The organism is Paenibacillus woosongensis (genome assembly GCF_030122845.1).
GTDB classification, from domain to species: Bacteria; Bacillota; Bacilli; order Paenibacillales; family Paenibacillaceae; genus Fontibacillus; species Fontibacillus woosongensis_A.
The window spans coordinates 1,300,820-1,317,720 of the sequence record NZ_CP126084.1 but is presented as its reverse complement, the minus strand read 5'-3'; the positions used below and the strand labels follow the sequence as shown (position 1 = coordinate 1,317,720).

Genomic DNA, 16,901 nt, shown 5'->3' with positions numbered 1-16,901 from the left:
GGAACATTAATAGAGGGCGATTCGGTCCTGGATCATAGTATCCTCGGCATCGATAATCCCCACATGGCAATCCCAATACACCTCGGTGCGGTAGCGCACCGGGAGGAACAGCTCCATCAGCAGCTCCAGCTTCCGGCCGGCGAGCTCCGTCTTCTTCTGGCCGATGTAGAACAGCATCTCGTCCTTCTCCTCGCTGTTGACGTAAATCGTCGAGCGGCGGAAAATCCGGCTCACCGTGCTCCGCAGCAGGTTCAGCGTCTCGCCTGTGTCGTACATGCGGAGGATCGCGCAGGCGATCCACTCCCGCTCATCCCGCTCGAACAGGCCGATCCGCTCCTTCACCCGCTCGCCGAACGCCCCGGCCTCCAGGTCCCGCAGCACGAAACGGATATGATATTCCCGCTTGTTCATCCCCTGCATGAAGTCCAGCTCCGCCAGGAAATGAATCAGAATATCAAACAGCGTGTGGCGGAATTCCTCGTCCTCTGTCAGGTTGATGTCGAGCAGATCGCGGAACACGTCATAGAAGCGGTAGAACGGATTGACCTCGACCTCGATATGGTCGCCCGCTGCAGCATTCAGTTCCTCCAGGCTAAGCTCCATGTAAGGCGAGTACACCTTGGCCGGAAGGAAAGTAATATCCCGTTTTTGAATGCCGGCTTCCTTCGCCTGAACGAGCAAATCCCATATGTAATTCACGCCCATTCTCCTTCGCAGCGATATTCCGGGAACGACATCTGCACTTCGGACACCAGGAAGCTCATCATATCCTCCGCCAAATAACCCAGCTCCCTGCCGGATTCCCGGTAGTTGAACTTCAGGCACATCCGCCATTTTCCGTTATCCACCCGCACTTCGTCGGTAATGAAGCGGTTCAGCTCATAGGTCAGCGCAGGGCGCGCGGATGGCGGACGAATCTCCACATCCACCAGCTCCAGCCATTCCGACACGGCAAAAGAATGAATGATCCGCACGATCTCGCCCTTCGAACGCACAACCTGTCCCTGTCTGCGGCCATAGTTGCTGATGAAATCATCCCGCTGCCGGTTCGACATCAAGGCGTAGCTCAGCTTGCTCATACTCGTGCCGACCGGTTCAACCACCTTCAGCACCTGCCAGGCGTCAGACTTGTCGCGCGTCGATACGACAGTCAGCTCCTCCGGGGAACGCTTGATATACCGGATGCTGTCATCGTTGATATCGACCAGATAGCCATGCTGCAGCCCGCTGCTCCGCAGCGGCAGCGCATGCTCGAAATTCACGCGGTCGGCCGCGGGAACCGGGAAGCCCCCCGTCTTCAGCTCCAGGCGCTGAATGTTCCAGAGCGGCACCAGATCCGTTCTTTTGTATTCCTCGTATTCCTCCAGATGTACCGTAATTTCCTGAACTTCCTCTTCTTCCCCCAGCTGCAGCTCGCCCCCGACCAGAACGGCGTTCACGAACTTGTAGGCATAAGGGTGATTGATGGTTCGCCAAGGAAGGCCATTGCTCAGAAACACATGGTACAGCTTTTCAATTTCACGTATGTATGTCATATTCCGCTCCAGCCTGATTTGAATGGCATGGCGGCCTCCGCTCGTCACCAGCTCTCCCCGGAACGTCCGGTCGCTGTAGAGCAGCTCCTGGATGACAGGATATGGGCACTCCAGAAAAAAAGAGAACAGCGGCAGCTCCTCCCCCTCTTTCAACCGGGCCACCAAGCTCTGCAAATCAATGCTGCGCGGCCCCGTATCCTCCGGAATCATCGGGAACAAATACTCGTGCAGCGGATCCCATTCCTCCCGGCGGCACATCGCCGCATAAATATCGTATTTGCTGTCCTGGTTGCCGACCTCCTCAAATACCCGCCGCTCGATCTGGCGATTGAGCTCCTCCTGGTATTCGACTACACCGAGGAACACGCTGCTCATCAAATTGCGCAGCATGCCGCGCTGCTGCAAATCCTCCATTTTGCTCAGCCGATCCATCACAATGTCCTTCATGATTCTCCACCTCCGCCCGGCGCCGCCGATGTATCCTGAATGCCATTTGTCGTGCTGCTGCCCGCTTCCGCCTGCTCCGAACCAGAGGATGAACCCGTCCCCTGGCTATTCGAGCTTTGCGCCTGGCCCTGCGAATTTGCCGCGGGTGCCTGGCTGCTGCTGCCGTTATGGCTGGCAGCTCCGCCTCCGCCTGCAGTTGTCCCGGCAGCCCCATTCCATGCCGCCGCCCCGTTCGCTCCGTTCCCCCCGAGGTTGCCGGACAGTCCCGCACCAGAATCCGCATTCTGCCCGGATGCCGGCACGATCGGATTGCGCTTCTCATCGGCTTTGGCGATCTTCCGCTCCATCGCCAGCACCCGCTCGAGCTTGTCGATTTCCTGGTACATTTCCTGGGCCAGCGTATAAGCCTCAATCGCGGCGTTATAATCCAGCGCGGCTAGCGCGCGGTCGCCCTTCTTCTCCAAATTGTCAGCCTGAAGCGTCTTCGTCTCCCGGTAAATGTGGTTGATCTTGCCCTCGGCCTCTTCCATCTTCGTCTCCAGCTGCTTCTGGCCGCCCGGATAATTGGCTTCAATCGCTGCCCGGTACGCCTTTCTATATAGCTCCAGCGCGCTGTTGTAGTCCTGATTCTGGAAGTGGATATCGCCTTCCTTCATTACTTCCGTCAGCTTCGCGACCGCTTCGCTGCGCTCGATCCGAGCCTCGATATCCTCCACCTTGAACGGCTTATATTTATCCGCCTCGCCAATCGCCTTCGTATAGCTGTCCACCGCCATATCGAAGCTGCCGTCCTTGACGTATTCGTCGCCATCCGTCACCGCCTGGGCCACGCGCTGCTTGTTGCGCAGCAGCTGAAAATGCAGCTTGTCCTTCAGCTTGCTGGCTGCGTTCTTAGCTTCGCTGTAAGCCTTGAGTGCCTTCGGATAATCTCCGGCGGATGCGTATTCGTCGCCTTCCTGCTCGAATTCCGTCATCACGGCGACCGTCTCGGCCAGCTTGACCGCCTGCCTGTACTTCGCGTACCAGATGCCGCCCCCGGCAATCGCCAAGGTAAGCAGCATGATTCCGATGCGCATGATCCATTTCTTGCGGTTCTTTGGCTTCTCCGCAAACGTCTTATTCGCATAAATTGCAGCAGCCGTGTAATTGTTCACCGTCTGCCGCTGCTTGCTGAGGACGATGTCCTCCAGCGTATCCGTCAAGCTGTCGGGATCACTCGATTCCGCTAGTGCATCGAGCATTTCCGGCAGCTCGACCTCTTCCCAAATTCCCGGCGTGCACAGCAGAAGCACATCCCCGTCGGAAAGCGGGGTTTTCTCCGAAATAAAGGGCTCGAACCGGTCCGGCCGCCCCATGTAATTCAACAGGTTTCCGCGTTCCTCATGGCTGGACAGCCTGTCCTCGGACACTCTTCCGTCCTCGAGAAGAAGCTGCGCCAGGCTCTGGTCCTTCGAACGCAAATTGAGCCGCCCGCCGCGAAAATGATACAACCGCGCATTGCCGCAGCTCGCCCACACCATTTTGGTATAATTGGTCACGACGACGAGCACGCTCGCCTTAAGCCGGACTCTGCGGCTCTCGAACTTCAGCCACTCATGGGCCGCCTCCAGATCCTGCTGGATCTTCCTGCGCGATAAGGAAGGCTTCGCCATAAAGTTCTCCAGGATGACGCTGACCGCCATTTTCGCGCTATGCACCTCTCGATCCGTATCGAGGCCATCCGCAATTACGTAGCAAGCCATGTCCTCGAGCTCCACGAAGGCAAAATAATCTCTGTTGTCGATAAACGAACCCGCTTCCGAGACAAATGCGGTCTTGAAATCGCTGTTCTCCTTTCTCATGTGTCCCTCCGTTTCCCCCGTCCTGCTGCGAGAATAATGATGTGATTAGATCACTTGCAAAATAATGACCGTAGCGTTGTCCTGATGCTTGTATTTCTTGCGCTCGATGAGGCTGATCATTTCCTCCGCGGCATCCTGCGGGTGCAGGCCCTGCATCAGAATCTGCTCCATCTCCACCTCGGTAAGCGCATCGTATACCCCGTCGCTGCACAGAATGATCGTGTCATTCGCCTGCAGGGGCACCGGTTCGCCGACCTCCATGCTTTGGAAGCCGCCATAACCCAAATAATTGATCAGCTGGTTGCGGTTCGGATTCTCCTTCGCTTCTTCTTTACTGATTTCACCTGCCAAATACCTGGCTTCGAGCACCGATTCCAGCGTGTGCTTGGAGTTGATCGGCATGAATTCGCCGTCTCGGAACAGAATGAGCATGCTATCCCCAACCGCTCCCCAATGCAATAATCCTCCAGACACAATTCCGACGACGAGCGTGGTTCCCCCGGTCGCTCCGCCCAGCTGCTCCATGATTGCCCGGTTGCTGATCAGAGCCGCTTTGTGAAAATACTCGGGAATATCCGCCGGATCATCCACCTTCAAATACTCCCTTGAGAACATCGTGACGGCCAGCGTGCTGGCCATTCGCCCATACGACAATCCGCTTATGCCGTCGGCGATCGCCGCCATCGTTCCGATGCGCGTCGTCGAGCTTGAGAAGTAGTCGTCCTGCTCGTCCCGCTTGCCGATCGTCTGGGCATTCCCGATTTTGACCGTTTCAATGATGTCTGGAATATACATGGGTTCGGTATCTTCGCCGGGAATTTCCGACACAGGGCTCGTCCGCAGCTTCTGCCGCAGCACAAGCAGCACGGCGACTACGATCAGCGCAGCCGCAACGATTCCGTATGATTCGATAAAACTCCAATCCTCCATCATGACCATCCGTTCTTTGATTAACTGTTATCCCACTCGAAATGTGGACCGCATAAAGGCACGAATACGAATTTGCTGCGGCCGAGCTGGATTAAATCATAGGCGTTAAGCTCAACCGGCGTGTATACCGCTTCATTGTTGTGGTAAGCCAGCCCCGAAGCATCACCGGGAAGCAGATAGAAATTGCGCTTCTTCGGGTCATAGACGATGACGGCATGATTGCGCCTGGATACCGCGTTATCCCCAATGATCCGGATTTGCATTTCCTCCGCACGGCCGATAAAGTTTTTCTCAGCCAGAATGCGGTAATCCTGCCCCATTTGCGGGCCTTCGACGCAGACCAGCCAGCCGGTTACGGGCTGAATTCCTGTTGTCTCTCCCAGATAAGGCATCGTCTTCTCTTCCATATCCTCCGCGACCTGGGGTCTGCGCGATTCGTTCCGCGAAGGCTGCTCTAGCGTCGTGTTGCAATATGGACAAGTGTTGCCATGCTTCCGCGTACTGAACATGTGTCCATTCAGGCATCTCGTCAAGCTCATCTTCGATTCATTCCCCCATATGTAAGTAAGTGTATTTCCCCGTTATTTGACCAACAGCCGTGTATTGGCGATAAAAATTAGATCTCCCGGGCCGATTTCCACCGGCTCTTCGACAATCAGCCGCTTCGCATCGCTGCGTCCCGCTTTGCGAATGCCTGTCCCGCTGTGGGATTCCGCATCCTCAATGAACCACTGGTCGCCGACGCGATTCAAGACGGCATGCTCGGAACTGACGAGCGACGCATACTCGCTGTCCGACAAATCTATGTCAACCTCGCCGCTCTGCGTATTTTTTCCGATGAGAACCGAGGTCTCTCCCTTGACGTACCATTCTTTTACGCGCTCTCCGTCATCATCGAGCAGCACGATCTTTGTGACCGCTTCCCTCGCCAAGGACGGCTTGGCATGGGGACGGCCTCCGGTCCAAATCACTACGCTGGCAATCACAGCCGATCCCGCGACGATGGACATTTGCCATGTATAATGCAAAGGACGGAGCAGGGCATACAGCACCATACCGGCTAATATTACGTATAGCAGCAGATCGATGAGTGTAATCCATTTGTGGTTGTCCGGCTTCAAAGCGCTCCCCCCGTCAATGTTGTATGTATGCTAAATGCGTTATTTTCGATAGCCAAAAAATTGATTGAAGATTCCTGTCGTATCCAACGGATTTTTCTCGCTGGCTTCCTTGCTCTGGGCATCCGTCTGCCCCTTGGGCGACATCCCAAAAAACTGCTCGAATTGCTTGCGCATCGCGGCCGGGTCAAAACCCTCCGCCTCCATCTTCCCGGACGCCGCGCCAGACGTCCGCTGCTTGCCTTGCCCTTGCTGCGGCCTGCCGCTTCTCTGCCCCGAACCCTGGTTCGGGTTAGCCAGCTTCTCATCGTATGCCGCGCGAAGCTGTTCATCGCTCAAAGTCTCGTAAGCCTCGACAATTAGCTTGAACTTGGCTTCCGCCTCCGCGTTGCCTGGATTGACGTCCGGATGATATTGCTTGGCCAGCTTGCGGTATGCCTGCCTGATCTCTGCCGCCGTTGCCTGCCGGGAAACTCCGAGCTGGGCATAATAGTCGGTCACGTTCAACGCGTTCCCCCGCTTTCGGTTGTACTTGTGCTAGCGTGCGATTGCATGAAGGTATAGTAAATCTCAAGGGGCTTGGCCCCTTGAGATCGCTAGCTATCCTGGTACTATGAGTGCAATTAGTTGCTTGCGTCGTAGCCGCCGTTCAGTTTGGCCAGCTCCGTTTTGTCTTTTTTCTGCTTCACGTACAGCTCGAAAGTACCTACGCCTTCCGTGTCGCCAAATGTTTCTTTGTAATCCACCACGAACGCGTTAGGGAAAGTGATCTCCCGAACAACTTGATCCGCTGCGATAACCTCAAGCGTCAGCTTGCGGTAGCAGTCTGCTTTCTCAGCAGGAACCAGGGACCACAATGCCAGCTTCAGCGTGTCGTCCGCTTTGTCGCCGTCGGTAGCCGTGATGATTTTGCCGCTGATTTTCAATGTGGAGCCAACATCGGTGGATCTAGCGTTGGAATCGTCCGGTGTATCCGTGTCATAAATTACTCTTTGAATGTTGTCCATTCCGAGCTCGATCGTTTCGGCTCCTTCTACTTTCAATCTGAATCCCATAAGTAAATCCTCCTCAAAATAAAATGATATTGGTCCGGGCGATACAGCCTGCCCGAAATTTATGTAACGAGACGAGCCGGTGAAGGATCGCCTCCTACATACAAATTATGTTATTACTTCCTGATAAAAGTGGCACCTATCAAATTCAATAGGTCTCCGTCATCTTTTTCCTGATCCAAAAGTCGGTTTTCGTGAAGTTTCGGCTGAATTCAAGATTCGACGCCGAGCTACCTTCAGTCCCCGCTTCGTGATCAAAAGTTGTTTTTCGAACTTTAATCAGATTCAAAAAACGGCTTTTCAGCACCGAGAAGATTGGATGAAGCTAGGGACTGAGGAACGGAGCGTAGGCAAAACCTACGTGAGTACCGGAAGGCCCGGGTGAATTCAAGATTCGACGCCGAGCTACCTTCAGTCCCCGCTTCGTGATCAAAAGTTGTTTTTTGAATTTCCCCTCTAGACTTTGACTGGGCTGGTGCCTTTGGTGATCATCACTTCCAAATTCTTCACATTGCCGTTATAGATCAGGTCAATGTGGCACAGATTGTTCTTCTCGTCGATCACATAGTTCATGTCATCGCCGTCATGAATGATTGAATTTATGAAACCGCGCTTGGCCAGCCACATGCTCTTCTGGCTGCTCGGGTTGTTGCTGAAAAATTTAATAATGTTCTCATGCTTGAAGTCCGCGGTCTGGAAGCGGAGAATCCGCTCTATGTATGTGCTAACCAAGGTTTTGTAAATCGAGTCGAACCCGTCCTCGGACGCGGCCAGGCTTCTCGCCTTGTACACCGTAATCCGGCGAATGTCTTTGCCTTGCAGCTGGGCATTCTCCGACGAGAAAATAAAGCCGAAGTTCTTCCGGTTGATCGAATCCTTGATCGTATTCGTGAAGCCGGTAATCTCCTTGGCCATCGTCGTTACGGCCCGCAGGCTGTTTTCGCCCGCTTCGATGTCAAAGCGCACGCCAGGGAATTCTTTGCTCGTGTTCTTGAAGGATTCCTTCAAGTATTCCGGACATTGATATGCCGCCACGATTCCCGCAGCTACATAGGACGCGCCTACGTATACGCCCTCGATCCACAGCTTGAGGATGTCCTCTTTCTCCTTGGAGAGCTGGGCGCCGTTTTCGGTCTGCACCATGCGGCTGTCGATGACAACCCCGGACTTTTCCTTCGGAATGACTGTAAAATTCGGGATACACGGAATGGCATATTCGCTGTATTCCTTGCGGATCAGCGGCGCGCATTTGTCGATGTATTTGTCGATTCCTGCGGTAGCCATGTTGTTAAATGTCGTCTCTTCACCCGACTCGAAGCTGAAGAAAATTTGCACCTTGAAGTCTTTGACGACCTGCATGAGCATCGACAATGATTCCATCGTGTTGCCGTCCTGCTTGGCAATTTTCTCGTTGCCCTTGAAGCGCTCGCGGGTAACCTTCACCTTGCCGGCTGTCTCCAGCTCTACGGAAGGCACAATGCCGAACCAGATCGTATCGCTGAAATCATTCTTGGAGTTCACCGTGTTCAGGTAGGTCTCCAGACGAGGAATGTTCGCGCTCTTCACGATCATATCGAGCTTCGTATTTGTCACAAGCAGAGAAGGAGCCATGCCCTTGTTCTTGACCGCATATTGGTCAAAGAACATTTTCACGCCGAGAATTTTCTCGACCAGCGGCTTCACTGTTTTGACGAAATCATCTTTTGCCGTTTTGTAGAATTCCAGATACGTGTTGTAGTTCTGTACCTCTGTCTCTAGATCAATATCTGTACTTACAGCAGGCAGCGGGCTGAATGTGCGAACTACCAGATCCTTCACATAACCGGATGGAGACTCTGTGATCGAGTTATAGTCTTCTTCGAAGACTTGAGCCAGGTCATTGGAGCTGCTCTCATCCAGCAGCACGAGCTCCGTGCTCTCGCCCTTCGGCGCCTCGATGATTTTCAGCTCGCCGCTCTCCCCGATCGTCAGCATACCGATTTGTACGGCTTCGGCATCCTGTTCCTCGTTTGAGCTGCCCAGCAGAAGCCGCGTCTTGATATCCTCGATCGCGAGGGGAAGCATTGCCATTACGTTGTTGTAATTGGCGCTCGCCTCTTCGAACATCGCGTTCAGTTTGTCCCCCATATCCAGCTTCTTCGGATCTTCGTCATCCAGCTTCTCGTATTGACCATACATGTAATGGATTTCCTTCCGAACCTGGCGAATGTCGTCCATCACTTTCTTCGGAGAGATCATGTCGAGCAGATGCTCGAATCTGAAATCCACGTTGGTCATCCCTTGGCTTCGTTTCGTGTCGATCAGCGTGAACAGCATTTTCAGGAAATCGTTGTGTTGATCGATCCGGATCTCGGAGATCGCTTCCTCGGCAATTCCTTCGGGCTTTTTCAGCATGTAGACGACCTTTTGGTTAGCCGCGTTGAAGAATGAGTACACCGTCGGCGAGAACTTGTCCAGAAACTCATCGAAGCTCCGCACCAATAGCTGGCTGTTAATCTCCTTGATTTTGTCGTCGCTTAGGCTGTCAATGCCTTTGACATCACCCACGATGGTAATCAGGTCCAGCTTCTCGGGATTGATCTCCTCGAACAGCATCGTTCGATTGGTCTGATTGATAATATCCATTGTCGTAATTCCTCCTCCCGTTTCTACAAAAGCGCAGCCGGCCTGATGAAATCTCGGATTCATTCCCATGCCGGACGCTTGTACTACTGATTTTTCGACAGTATCCGACTATCGTACCTGGATACATGAGTCGCTTGACCGGGAGGCGATACACTCCACCCGGGTCTCGAGGGTATTATCAGACACGTCAATACGAATTGTCAATATATTGAATTGTTGAGGTATTCAGGGACTAAAGAACCTTATACCCATATTTTCAAGGGAATTATATCCAATCAAAGACCTATTTTCTGGAATTATATACAATATTCAAGCTCTGATTCCGATATAAGTTTAAATATACATATTTGAGCGACTATTTTCGCTCTATTTCAACACTATATAGTACATAAGGCGGGTATCGGTAAATGAGGCAAAAAAAGCAAAAACAATCATCAACCAAACTTTTGACGAGTAGGACTTTTATCCTGATTTTTGTTTTTACGTTTTTTACGTCAATTTTTCACAATTCGGCCAGCATTTCTGCAAATTCCTTACAAGAATACCAATCTGACGCTTTTGACGCGGTCTTTGTTTTGGATACAAGCTACTCCATGAATCATGCCGATCCAAACAAAACGGCCAGCGAGGTCATTCATATGTTCATGGATATGAGCGAAGCGAGCAGGACGCGAGTAGGCTTTGTGGCATACAACCATCAGATTGTGGCCTCCAAGCCGCTGACTTCGATTTCCGTTGCGGCGAACAAAACGGAGCTGAAGCAGAAAATTGCCGGACTGCGCCGAAGCGGATACACCGATTTAGGACTGGGTTTGAACACGGGCGGGAACTTAATTTCTTCAAAAGCAGCTGAAGGTGAAGGAAGCGGACGCAAGCCGTTCGTCATTCTGCTCTCGGATGGGGAAACCGACTTTGGACCCGGATATTCCAAGCGGACGGCTGCCGATTCGGCCAAGGATGTAGATAAAGCAATCGCCAAGGCGCAGAAGGACGGTTATCCGATCTACACCATCGGACTGAACCATGACGGGACGGTCAATCCCGATGAGCTGGAGCGAATCTCGAAGGAAACGGGAGGCGCATCGTATATTACCAGCAGCGCGGACGATCTGCCGGAGATTTTCAATCGGATTTTTGCGGCGGAAATGAGGTCGGTACTGCTTCCGGTGGCTGGCGTCACCGCTACGGGACAACTGCAGGAGGTGCAGGTCGATATTCCTAATTCCAGCATGCGGGAAGCCAATATCATACTGCTCTCCGAGCATTCGCTCAAAGAGACGCAGCTGTTCTACAGCTCGGAGAACATTCGCATGTTCAAATCCGGAAGCTATACGCTGATCAAGGTATCACAGCCAAAGAAAGGAACGGCCAAGCTCAAATTCAGAGGGACACCTGGGGATCTCGTCAAAATCAATCTGCTCGGCAGCTACGAGATGGAGGCCCATGCCGCGATCACCAGCAAAAATGCGATCAAGGGACAGCCTACTGGCATCGAGGCCAAGCTGGTCCATCCGGCGGCGAATGAGCCGCTAACGGAACAGGAACTTTACGACTCCCTGCAGGGTCAACTGATCGTTACCGACCTGCAGACGAACAAAGACACAATGGTGGATATGAAAAATGAAGGAACACGCTTCTATGCCGAGTACGTGTTTCCTTCTTCAGGCCAATACAAATGGCAGGTAAAAATGGACGGGCCAAGCTTCTACAGGCATAGCGCCGTCCATGAACAGAAGATCGTCAATCTTGCACCTACTGTCCATGGCAGCGAACACGTGGAGGTCATCAAAGAAGATGGGCAAGCCATGCTGGCATTAAGCGACTTATTCCTCGACGAGAACGGGGACGAATTAACGTATCAACTGCACCGTGGCGCCCCGGACAAAACAGTAAGTCCCGAGCTTCAAAACGGCATGCTCGCTTTGTCGCCGTTAAAAACCGGACAGACCCAGATTACGCTGACGGCTACCGATTCGGAGGGCGGCTCGGCCACCGCTGTTCTGAACGTTCACGTCAAATCGAAATATACGGTACTGAAATGGTCTATCGCTGGAGGCATTCTGCTGCTTGCCGCCGCTGTCGGTTTATTCTTATGGCTTCGGCCGAAACCGGGCTTTACCGGCAAGCTGGAAGGATATTTCCTTGCAACAGCCAGCGGAAGCGAAGTGCCGGTCAAGTCTTGGCCGCTCACCTCGTTTGAGGGGCGGAAGGTCACGCTGCTCGAGCTGTTCGTGAGCCTCGACGTCCATGAGCCGCTCCCGGAAGCCGAGCACGTCGTCTTTACGCCGGGAAAAGACGGCAAGCTGATCGTGAAGAACACATCGCGCTCTTCCCTTGTCCGCAACCGTACACCGCTGCCGAAGGACAAAAAAGAAGCCCTCGAATATAATGACAAGCTGTACATTACATTCGAGGACGGCATTACCGAAATCGAGCTGCGTTATAAGGCGATTAAGCCTGCGACGAATATCTTTATCCGGAGCGGCTCTTCCGGCGAACAGACGGGCTAGTCACGTATTCCATCGTAATCGCTGCCTTGAACCATTTAAGGGATGAACAGCGCTTGTCCGGGGACACGATGAGCCCGCGTTGGATCGCCCGGGACAGGAACGGCCAGCCGCGCTTCAGCCCGGCGCTGACCGGCTCCAGGCGGTCGTCGAACAGCCGCTTGCGGACATCGGTCGGCGCTGTGCCGCGGCAGCAGTAATACAATAAAGCCGCCAGGCTGTAAATATCGCTAACCGGACCTTGCTTGGACTGCTCGGAATAGAGCTCCAGCGGCGAATAACCTGCCGTGGTCAGGATCGGGTGGGCGCCGCTTTCCGCAAAGCGTACGGCCGAGCCGAAATCTAGCAGCTTCGCGCGACCCTCTTGGTCGATCATAATATTGCCCGGCTTCAAGTCACGATGAATGACTCCCTGCTGATGCAGATGCTCCAGCGTCTCGATCAACGGAAGCATCGTCCTGTACAGGAAGCCGGGCTCTATCATGTCTGGACGTCCGCCGACCATTTCCGCCAGCGTCATTCCTTCGATGAACTCCATGACGATATAGACGGTGCCATTTTGTTCAAATTGATCGATACAGCGGACCACGCCGGGATGCTCGCAGGCCTTAAGAAGGACTGCTTCATTGATAAATGCATTCCTCAGCGCTTCATACTTGTCGTGCGGCACGCCGGATAAACGGCGTACGGAGCTGCCATCCTTCCCTCTGCGCACAAGCGCCTTCGGGAAGAACTCTTTAATTACGCACTTCATTTCCTGTTCTTCGCTTCTGGCCGCATATACTATGGCCAGCTCGCTCGTTGAAATTGTGCTGCGGACCCGGTAGGTCCGCTGCTCCTTGCCGGACTCCGCGCTATGCAATCGCGCATTCCGGCGCAAACCACCTGCGTCATTCCCCAATAAACCTTTATTCACTGTCAACCTCCGTGAACGAACGTTATGTATATCCTCATCTTACCAATTTATGAACAAGTTGACCATGCATAATAGGCATACTGTGATTAAAGCAGGGATGCCCTTCACCATCCTCTGTCTTCTCTCTTAAATCGTAAGATCAGACAGCAGGATACCATGAAGGGCACCTGAACAAGTTAGTTATTCAAATCATCAAACATGGAACCGGCAACGGTTACTTCAATTTGATCAAGCACATGAACTCCTTGCAGAGCAGGGAGTTTATTATAGGCATGAGGCAATTTGGACAGCTCCGCTTTATCTACCCATGCTCTTACATAATACTTGCCGTTCGGCATGCTGGCATGCGTATACACTGGAATATTGCCTGGGTTAATTTGAATTGTGACCTCCGTCGTTTCCGTAATTTTGTACATCTTAGGCTCGCCCTTTTTCACGAATTCCCGGTATTTATAGGCCGCATGGCTGCCAGCCGAGGAGGATTCGCTATAGCCCTCGAGCACTTTTTTCCAGAATACATGGGTCTTGCTCTCATCCTGGTCTTGGGAGTAATAAATCGGTTCGACCACCTTGGTATAGCGTTTGGGATCGCTCTTCCGGTCCTTAACTTCAAGCAATACCGCACCGTCTACACCTTTCGGATCCTCGGCCTTCAAAATCCCTGGAACAGCTTTGAAGCCGCCGCCTTGGCGGGCAAGCCCTTCATTTTTAATGTTGACCGCTTCTTTCTTGGCGTTGATATAGATCAAGTTCGTCTCGTAGCGGAAAGAATTAATCAGGGCCTGAACCAGATCGCTGTGATCGGCCGTATCTGCTTCCGACTGCTTGAACGTCACCGTCTTAACGGTAAAGGTATAGCTCCCTGCCGGATTGAAATAATATCCCGATTTGATCGGATAGGCGTATTTCTGCAAATCGCGGTCAGTAGGGAACACAGCTTTATCATACAGGGACTTGTTGTTCTTGCGATCCTTGGCTGCATCTCGCGCAGTCGCGTACTCCTGAGCCATCGACTTCTCCTGCTTCCATGCAAGATTGGCGCTCGCCTGCTGGGTGAATACCCGCGGATATTGGCCAGGCACCGCTACCCCATAATCAGGGGCATCGACCTTCACGCCGTCAGGCTGGTAAGGCTTCCCTTCCTCATCCAAATGGTACATCCAGCGAATGACGTTGTAGGTATAGCTCTCGTTCTCCCAGAATAAATCCTTCTTCAGCGACTCTGGCGTGTTACTGTCGATTTTATTCTGAAAGGACGGCTTAGCGATATCCTTCTTTCCATTATAAACGTAGAATTGATAGGCCTTCTTATCCAGGCCATCCTGGAAGGAGGCCGTAGCCGTACCGCTCTTCGTTTCCGTTCTGCATTCATTATTCCCTTTTTCGTTTTTCCAGCACGTGGTCTCTTTGTAACTATAATTTCTTTGAATACTGCCTGCTTGCGATACCGTGCCAATTCTCTGAATCGGAGTGTTTGGATTAGGATCAGGTTTCATCCATTTCCGGTTCAGGGGATCGTCGCCGAAGTCCTCCCTTTTGATTGTCGTCAGGAAAATCGGGCTTCGGGTCACCGTCTCACTCGGCTCATTGACGCGCGGATTGTTCAAGACCTGGTGGGCTCTAAATAAAGTAGGCGTATCGTTGGTTACGTTGAGCTCACCGGTCGAATTGCTTGTCCACCATGCATCAGATCTAGGCAATACAAGGGTTGCCGTATTCGGATTACCCTGGTTTAGCGGGAACCGTTCCCTTTTCGATAACACATCATGTCCAAGTCCGACAGGGACGACAACCTTGACCGCCTTCGGATGGGAGTCGAGGACATTGTTGCTTAAATCCGCCTCTTCCGGCGATTTGCCATCCTTGTTGATGTTGAATTGGATTCGAACCTCGTTATCCGGCATCGTAAAATCGGCATACAGAATCCGGCTTTGATTCCGGTCGAGCTTGACGGTGCCTGACTCCGTTGTTCCATGCCCGCTGAATTTCAGCCCATCCGCGGCGGTTATTTTTCTTCCATCGCTCACGCGTGTAATCGCCCATTCATATTTCGAGTTCACCGAATCAATAAAGGTCGAATTCACCTTCACGCCAATCCGAACTGTTTCCCCTGGCACCGCCTCAACCGGCAGCTGCTCAAACTGTGCCGAGACGTCGTCCCTCATTAAATTAAACGGGGCGATCGGGATATCCAGATAAGTAATACCGATACTGCTATCGATATATACCGTCCCGAACCCCCAGGAGATCTCTGTCGGCGGCTGAAGTACGTGAACGTAGTCGATCCATCTGCCGTTTTTGGGTTTGGCATTTTCGTCATAGACTACTTTATCCGCCAAGGTAGAGTTTTGATTGTTGTACATGAACTCTTTATACGGCACTCCTGCGTAATGAGTATTTAATCCTTGTAAAATAGCCGCTTCAAAGGTTCCGTCAGGGAGATACTTATTGCGCGGATCTTTGTAAGCATCAAATTTATTCGGCGATATCTTATACTTGGATGTTACTCTATTATCTGTCCATGGGTTTGAAATGAGGGGGAAATTTTGTATTTTGGTCCCGCTCCAGCCAGCAAACCAGGGTACATCCTCTGTTGGGATTGCATGACCGTCTTTAGAATACCCGCTGTACTCCATCATTTCCTTCCCTTTATGATTTAATTTTCGGCCATGTGATTCCCCATAGACTATTTCATAAGTGTGCAGCTTGATCTTTTCTTTTTCTTCTAACTTTTCGCTAGGCTGAGATGCTCTATTTAATCTATCCCGGATTAAATCCTTTCTAAGATTTAAACGCTGATTGTTCTTCATAATATGATCTTTGTAATATTCTGATTCCTTAAAGCCATATAATTCACGCATATCGTGGTTTATCTTTTGAATGACTTCATCCACAGTCTTGGGAAGTTGGCTAACGGGTTCTTCTTCAGAAAAAATAGTTTGATAAGGATATATACCGCATAACATAATCACAGTTAATATTATCCTTATTGATTTTTTCATGGTTGCACCTACTTATAATATATAGTTACTGCAATATTTGAATTTATATTTGATGCCACTCTAATCTTAAACGTATCATCAGAAAATTCTTTCGGTTCCAGCTCTGGTTCAGGCGTTTTTTTAGTTTTGACATAGCTCATAACAGACTTCACCGTTTTTTCTTCCACTCTTTGCAGCAGGATCTCTTCTAACTCTTCCAGCTGCATTTCATAATCTCCCCCCCACATGCCAAAGTCTATCAGGATGGCCATGAGAGCTTGCGTACCTTCACCGCTACTTTTTTTGATATCCATCATTGAGCCAGTATTGTACTTAATTTTGAAGCCGTGCAGCGTTTCCTCTACAATTTGATCCGAATCAGTTTTAACCTCATTAGGATCAAATCCGGCCGTATTAATATAGACTGTTCTCACTGCGGAATCCCATTTTACGGACGCATCCAATCCCTCACTTATAAAACGAAGAGGAACGAAGGTTCTGCCGCCTACTCGCTCTGCTGCCGTATCCATTTGTTTCTCCACGCCATTCACCGTGTACTTCTTACTGCCGAGCACCAGGACTACGCGGTTTGAATCCAGGTCTACCGTAACGGTCTTGGTGGCCGCGTTCCAGCCTACTTTTGCCCCCAAAGCCTCACTAACAAAACGTACAGGCACCTGTACCCGCTGAGCCTTATCTACATAAGGCTGCTCATCCGGGAAGTAAATGCGGTTCGTATTTACCTCCACACGCAGCGGCAATGGTTTAGCTGCGGTCAAAACCGGGACTAGTCCCATCAATAACAGCAGCATGGCTAGTGCAGTTGCGATTCTTTTTTTCATATTCCTACCCCTCCTGGTTTTTGGTATATATGTACTTCCTCCCATCCATTTGTATCGTTCAACTTATAATAAATGGATCGATGGCAGTTAGTTTCTGCGGCAAGAAA

The 16,901-nt window shown here is 51.7% G+C and carries 13 protein-coding genes; 1 reads left to right on the top strand and 12 read right to left on the bottom strand.

All coding sequences use genetic code 11. The features are described 5' to 3' along the window. Positions 1 to 6 precede the first annotated feature (6 nt). The 9 genes from QNH46_RS05695 to QNH46_RS05655 all read right to left on the bottom strand — a co-directional run bounded on the left by QNH46_RS05695 (position 7) and on the right by QNH46_RS05655 (position 9,548). Positions 7 to 705, bottom strand: coding sequence for an iron-dependent peroxidase (locus tag QNH46_RS05695; protein ID WP_155610037.1), 699 nt, complete (start codon positions 703 to 705; stop codon positions 7 to 9). Next, entirely contained in the window at positions 696 to 1,982 is a 1,287-nt protein-coding gene (locus QNH46_RS05690; protein ID WP_213592838.1) for a normocyte-binding protein, read from the bottom strand. The genes QNH46_RS05695 and QNH46_RS05690 overlap by 10 nt, the downstream gene beginning before the upstream one ends. After that, positions 1,979 to 3,823 (bottom strand): serine/threonine protein phosphatase, encoded by a 1,845-nt coding sequence (locus tag QNH46_RS05685; protein WP_283927243.1) that lies wholly within the window; start codon positions 3,821 to 3,823, stop codon positions 1,979 to 1,981. Before QNH46_RS05685 ends, QNH46_RS05690 begins: the two co-directional genes overlap by 4 nt. Positions 3,824 to 3,868: 45 nt before the next feature. Next, on the bottom strand, positions 3,869 to 4,753 hold the full coding sequence (locus QNH46_RS05680) for a PP2C family protein-serine/threonine phosphatase (protein WP_283927242.1): 885 nt from the start codon (positions 4,751 to 4,753) through the stop codon (positions 3,869 to 3,871). Positions 4,754 to 4,773: 20 nt separating this feature from the next. Continuing rightward, on the bottom strand, positions 4,774 to 5,292 hold the full coding sequence (locus QNH46_RS05675; protein WP_155609741.1) for an FHA domain-containing protein: 519 nt from the start codon (positions 5,290 to 5,292) through the stop codon (positions 4,774 to 4,776). Positions 5,293 to 5,334: 42 nt separating this feature from the next. Further along, entirely contained in the window at positions 5,335 to 5,874 is a 540-nt protein-coding gene (locus QNH46_RS05670; RefSeq protein ID WP_283927241.1) for an FHA domain-containing protein, read from the bottom strand. Between the two features lie 39 nt (positions 5,875 to 5,913). Next, positions 5,914 to 6,372, bottom strand: a complete 459-nt coding sequence (locus QNH46_RS05665; protein ID WP_283928357.1) for a J domain-containing protein — start codon at positions 6,370 to 6,372, stop codon at positions 5,914 to 5,916. Positions 6,373 to 6,494: 122 nt separating this feature from the next. Beyond that, entirely contained in the window at positions 6,495 to 6,926 is a 432-nt protein-coding gene (locus tag QNH46_RS05660; protein WP_125084768.1) for a membrane-associated protease 1, read from the bottom strand. Positions 6,927 to 7,379: 453 nt separating this feature from the next. Further along, on the bottom strand, positions 7,380 to 9,548 hold the full coding sequence (locus QNH46_RS05655) for a transcriptional regulator (RefSeq protein WP_213592846.1): 2,169 nt from the start codon (positions 9,546 to 9,548) through the stop codon (positions 7,380 to 7,382). A 575-nt stretch (positions 9,549 to 10,123) separates the two neighbouring features. Here QNH46_RS05655 and QNH46_RS05650 point away from each other — a divergent pair. Further along, on the top strand, positions 10,124 to 12,058 hold the full coding sequence (locus QNH46_RS05650; RefSeq protein WP_283927240.1) for a vWA domain-containing protein: 1,935 nt from the start codon (positions 10,124 to 10,126) through the stop codon (positions 12,056 to 12,058). Here the strand turns inward: QNH46_RS05650 and QNH46_RS05645 are convergent. From QNH46_RS05645 to QNH46_RS05635, 3 genes are all read right to left on the bottom strand, one after another. Continuing rightward, positions 12,021 to 12,971: a serine/threonine protein kinase gene (locus tag QNH46_RS05645; RefSeq protein WP_283927239.1), complete on the bottom strand. Its 951-nt coding sequence runs from the start codon at positions 12,969 to 12,971 to the stop codon at positions 12,021 to 12,023. The two genes, QNH46_RS05650 and QNH46_RS05645, sit on opposite strands and share 38 nt — an antisense overlap. 176 nt (positions 12,972 to 13,147) lie before the next feature. Further along, positions 13,148 to 15,334 (bottom strand): hypothetical protein, encoded by a 2,187-nt coding sequence (locus QNH46_RS05640; RefSeq protein ID WP_283927238.1) that lies wholly within the window; start codon positions 15,332 to 15,334, stop codon positions 13,148 to 13,150. Positions 15,335 to 15,981: 647 nt separating this feature from the next. Then, a complete protein-coding gene (locus QNH46_RS05635) occupies positions 15,982 to 16,794 on the bottom strand; it encodes a copper amine oxidase N-terminal domain-containing protein (RefSeq protein WP_283927237.1) in 813 nt (270 codons plus the stop codon). Positions 16,795 to 16,901: the final 107 nt, after the last annotated feature.

What these genes read in the sequence shown, in the direction of transcription:
- QNH46_RS05690 (WP_213592838.1), bottom strand. Translation starts at nt 1,982, where the DNA reads ATGAAGGACATTGTGATGGATCGGCTGAGCAAAATGGAGGATTTGCAG.
- QNH46_RS05675 (WP_155609741.1), bottom strand. Translation starts at nt 5,292, where the DNA reads ATGAGCTTGACGAGATGCCTGAATGGACACATGTTCAGTACGCGGAAG.
- QNH46_RS05635 (WP_283927237.1), bottom strand. Translation starts at nt 16,794, where the DNA reads ATGAAAAAAAGAATCGCAACTGCACTAGCCATGCTGCTGTTATTGATG.
- QNH46_RS05655 (WP_213592846.1), bottom strand. Translation starts at nt 9,548, where the DNA reads ATGGATATTATCAATCAGACCAATCGAACGATGCTGTTCGAGGAGATC.
- QNH46_RS05680 (WP_283927242.1), bottom strand. Translation starts at nt 4,753, where the DNA reads ATGGAGGATTGGAGTTTTATCGAATCATACGGAATCGTTGCGGCTGCG.
- QNH46_RS05695 (WP_155610037.1), bottom strand. Translation starts at nt 705, where the DNA reads ATGGGCGTGAATTACATATGGGATTTGCTCGTTCAGGCGAAGGAAGCC.
- QNH46_RS05685 (WP_283927243.1), bottom strand. Translation starts at nt 3,823, where the DNA reads ATGAGAAAGGAGAACAGCGATTTCAAGACCGCATTTGTCTCGGAAGCG.
- QNH46_RS05660 (WP_125084768.1), bottom strand. Translation starts at nt 6,926, where the DNA reads ATGGGATTCAGATTGAAAGTAGAAGGAGCCGAAACGATCGAGCTCGGA.
- QNH46_RS05640 (WP_283927238.1), bottom strand. Translation starts at nt 15,334, where the DNA reads ATGTACAACAATCAAAACTCTACCTTGGCGGATAAAGTAGTCTATGAC.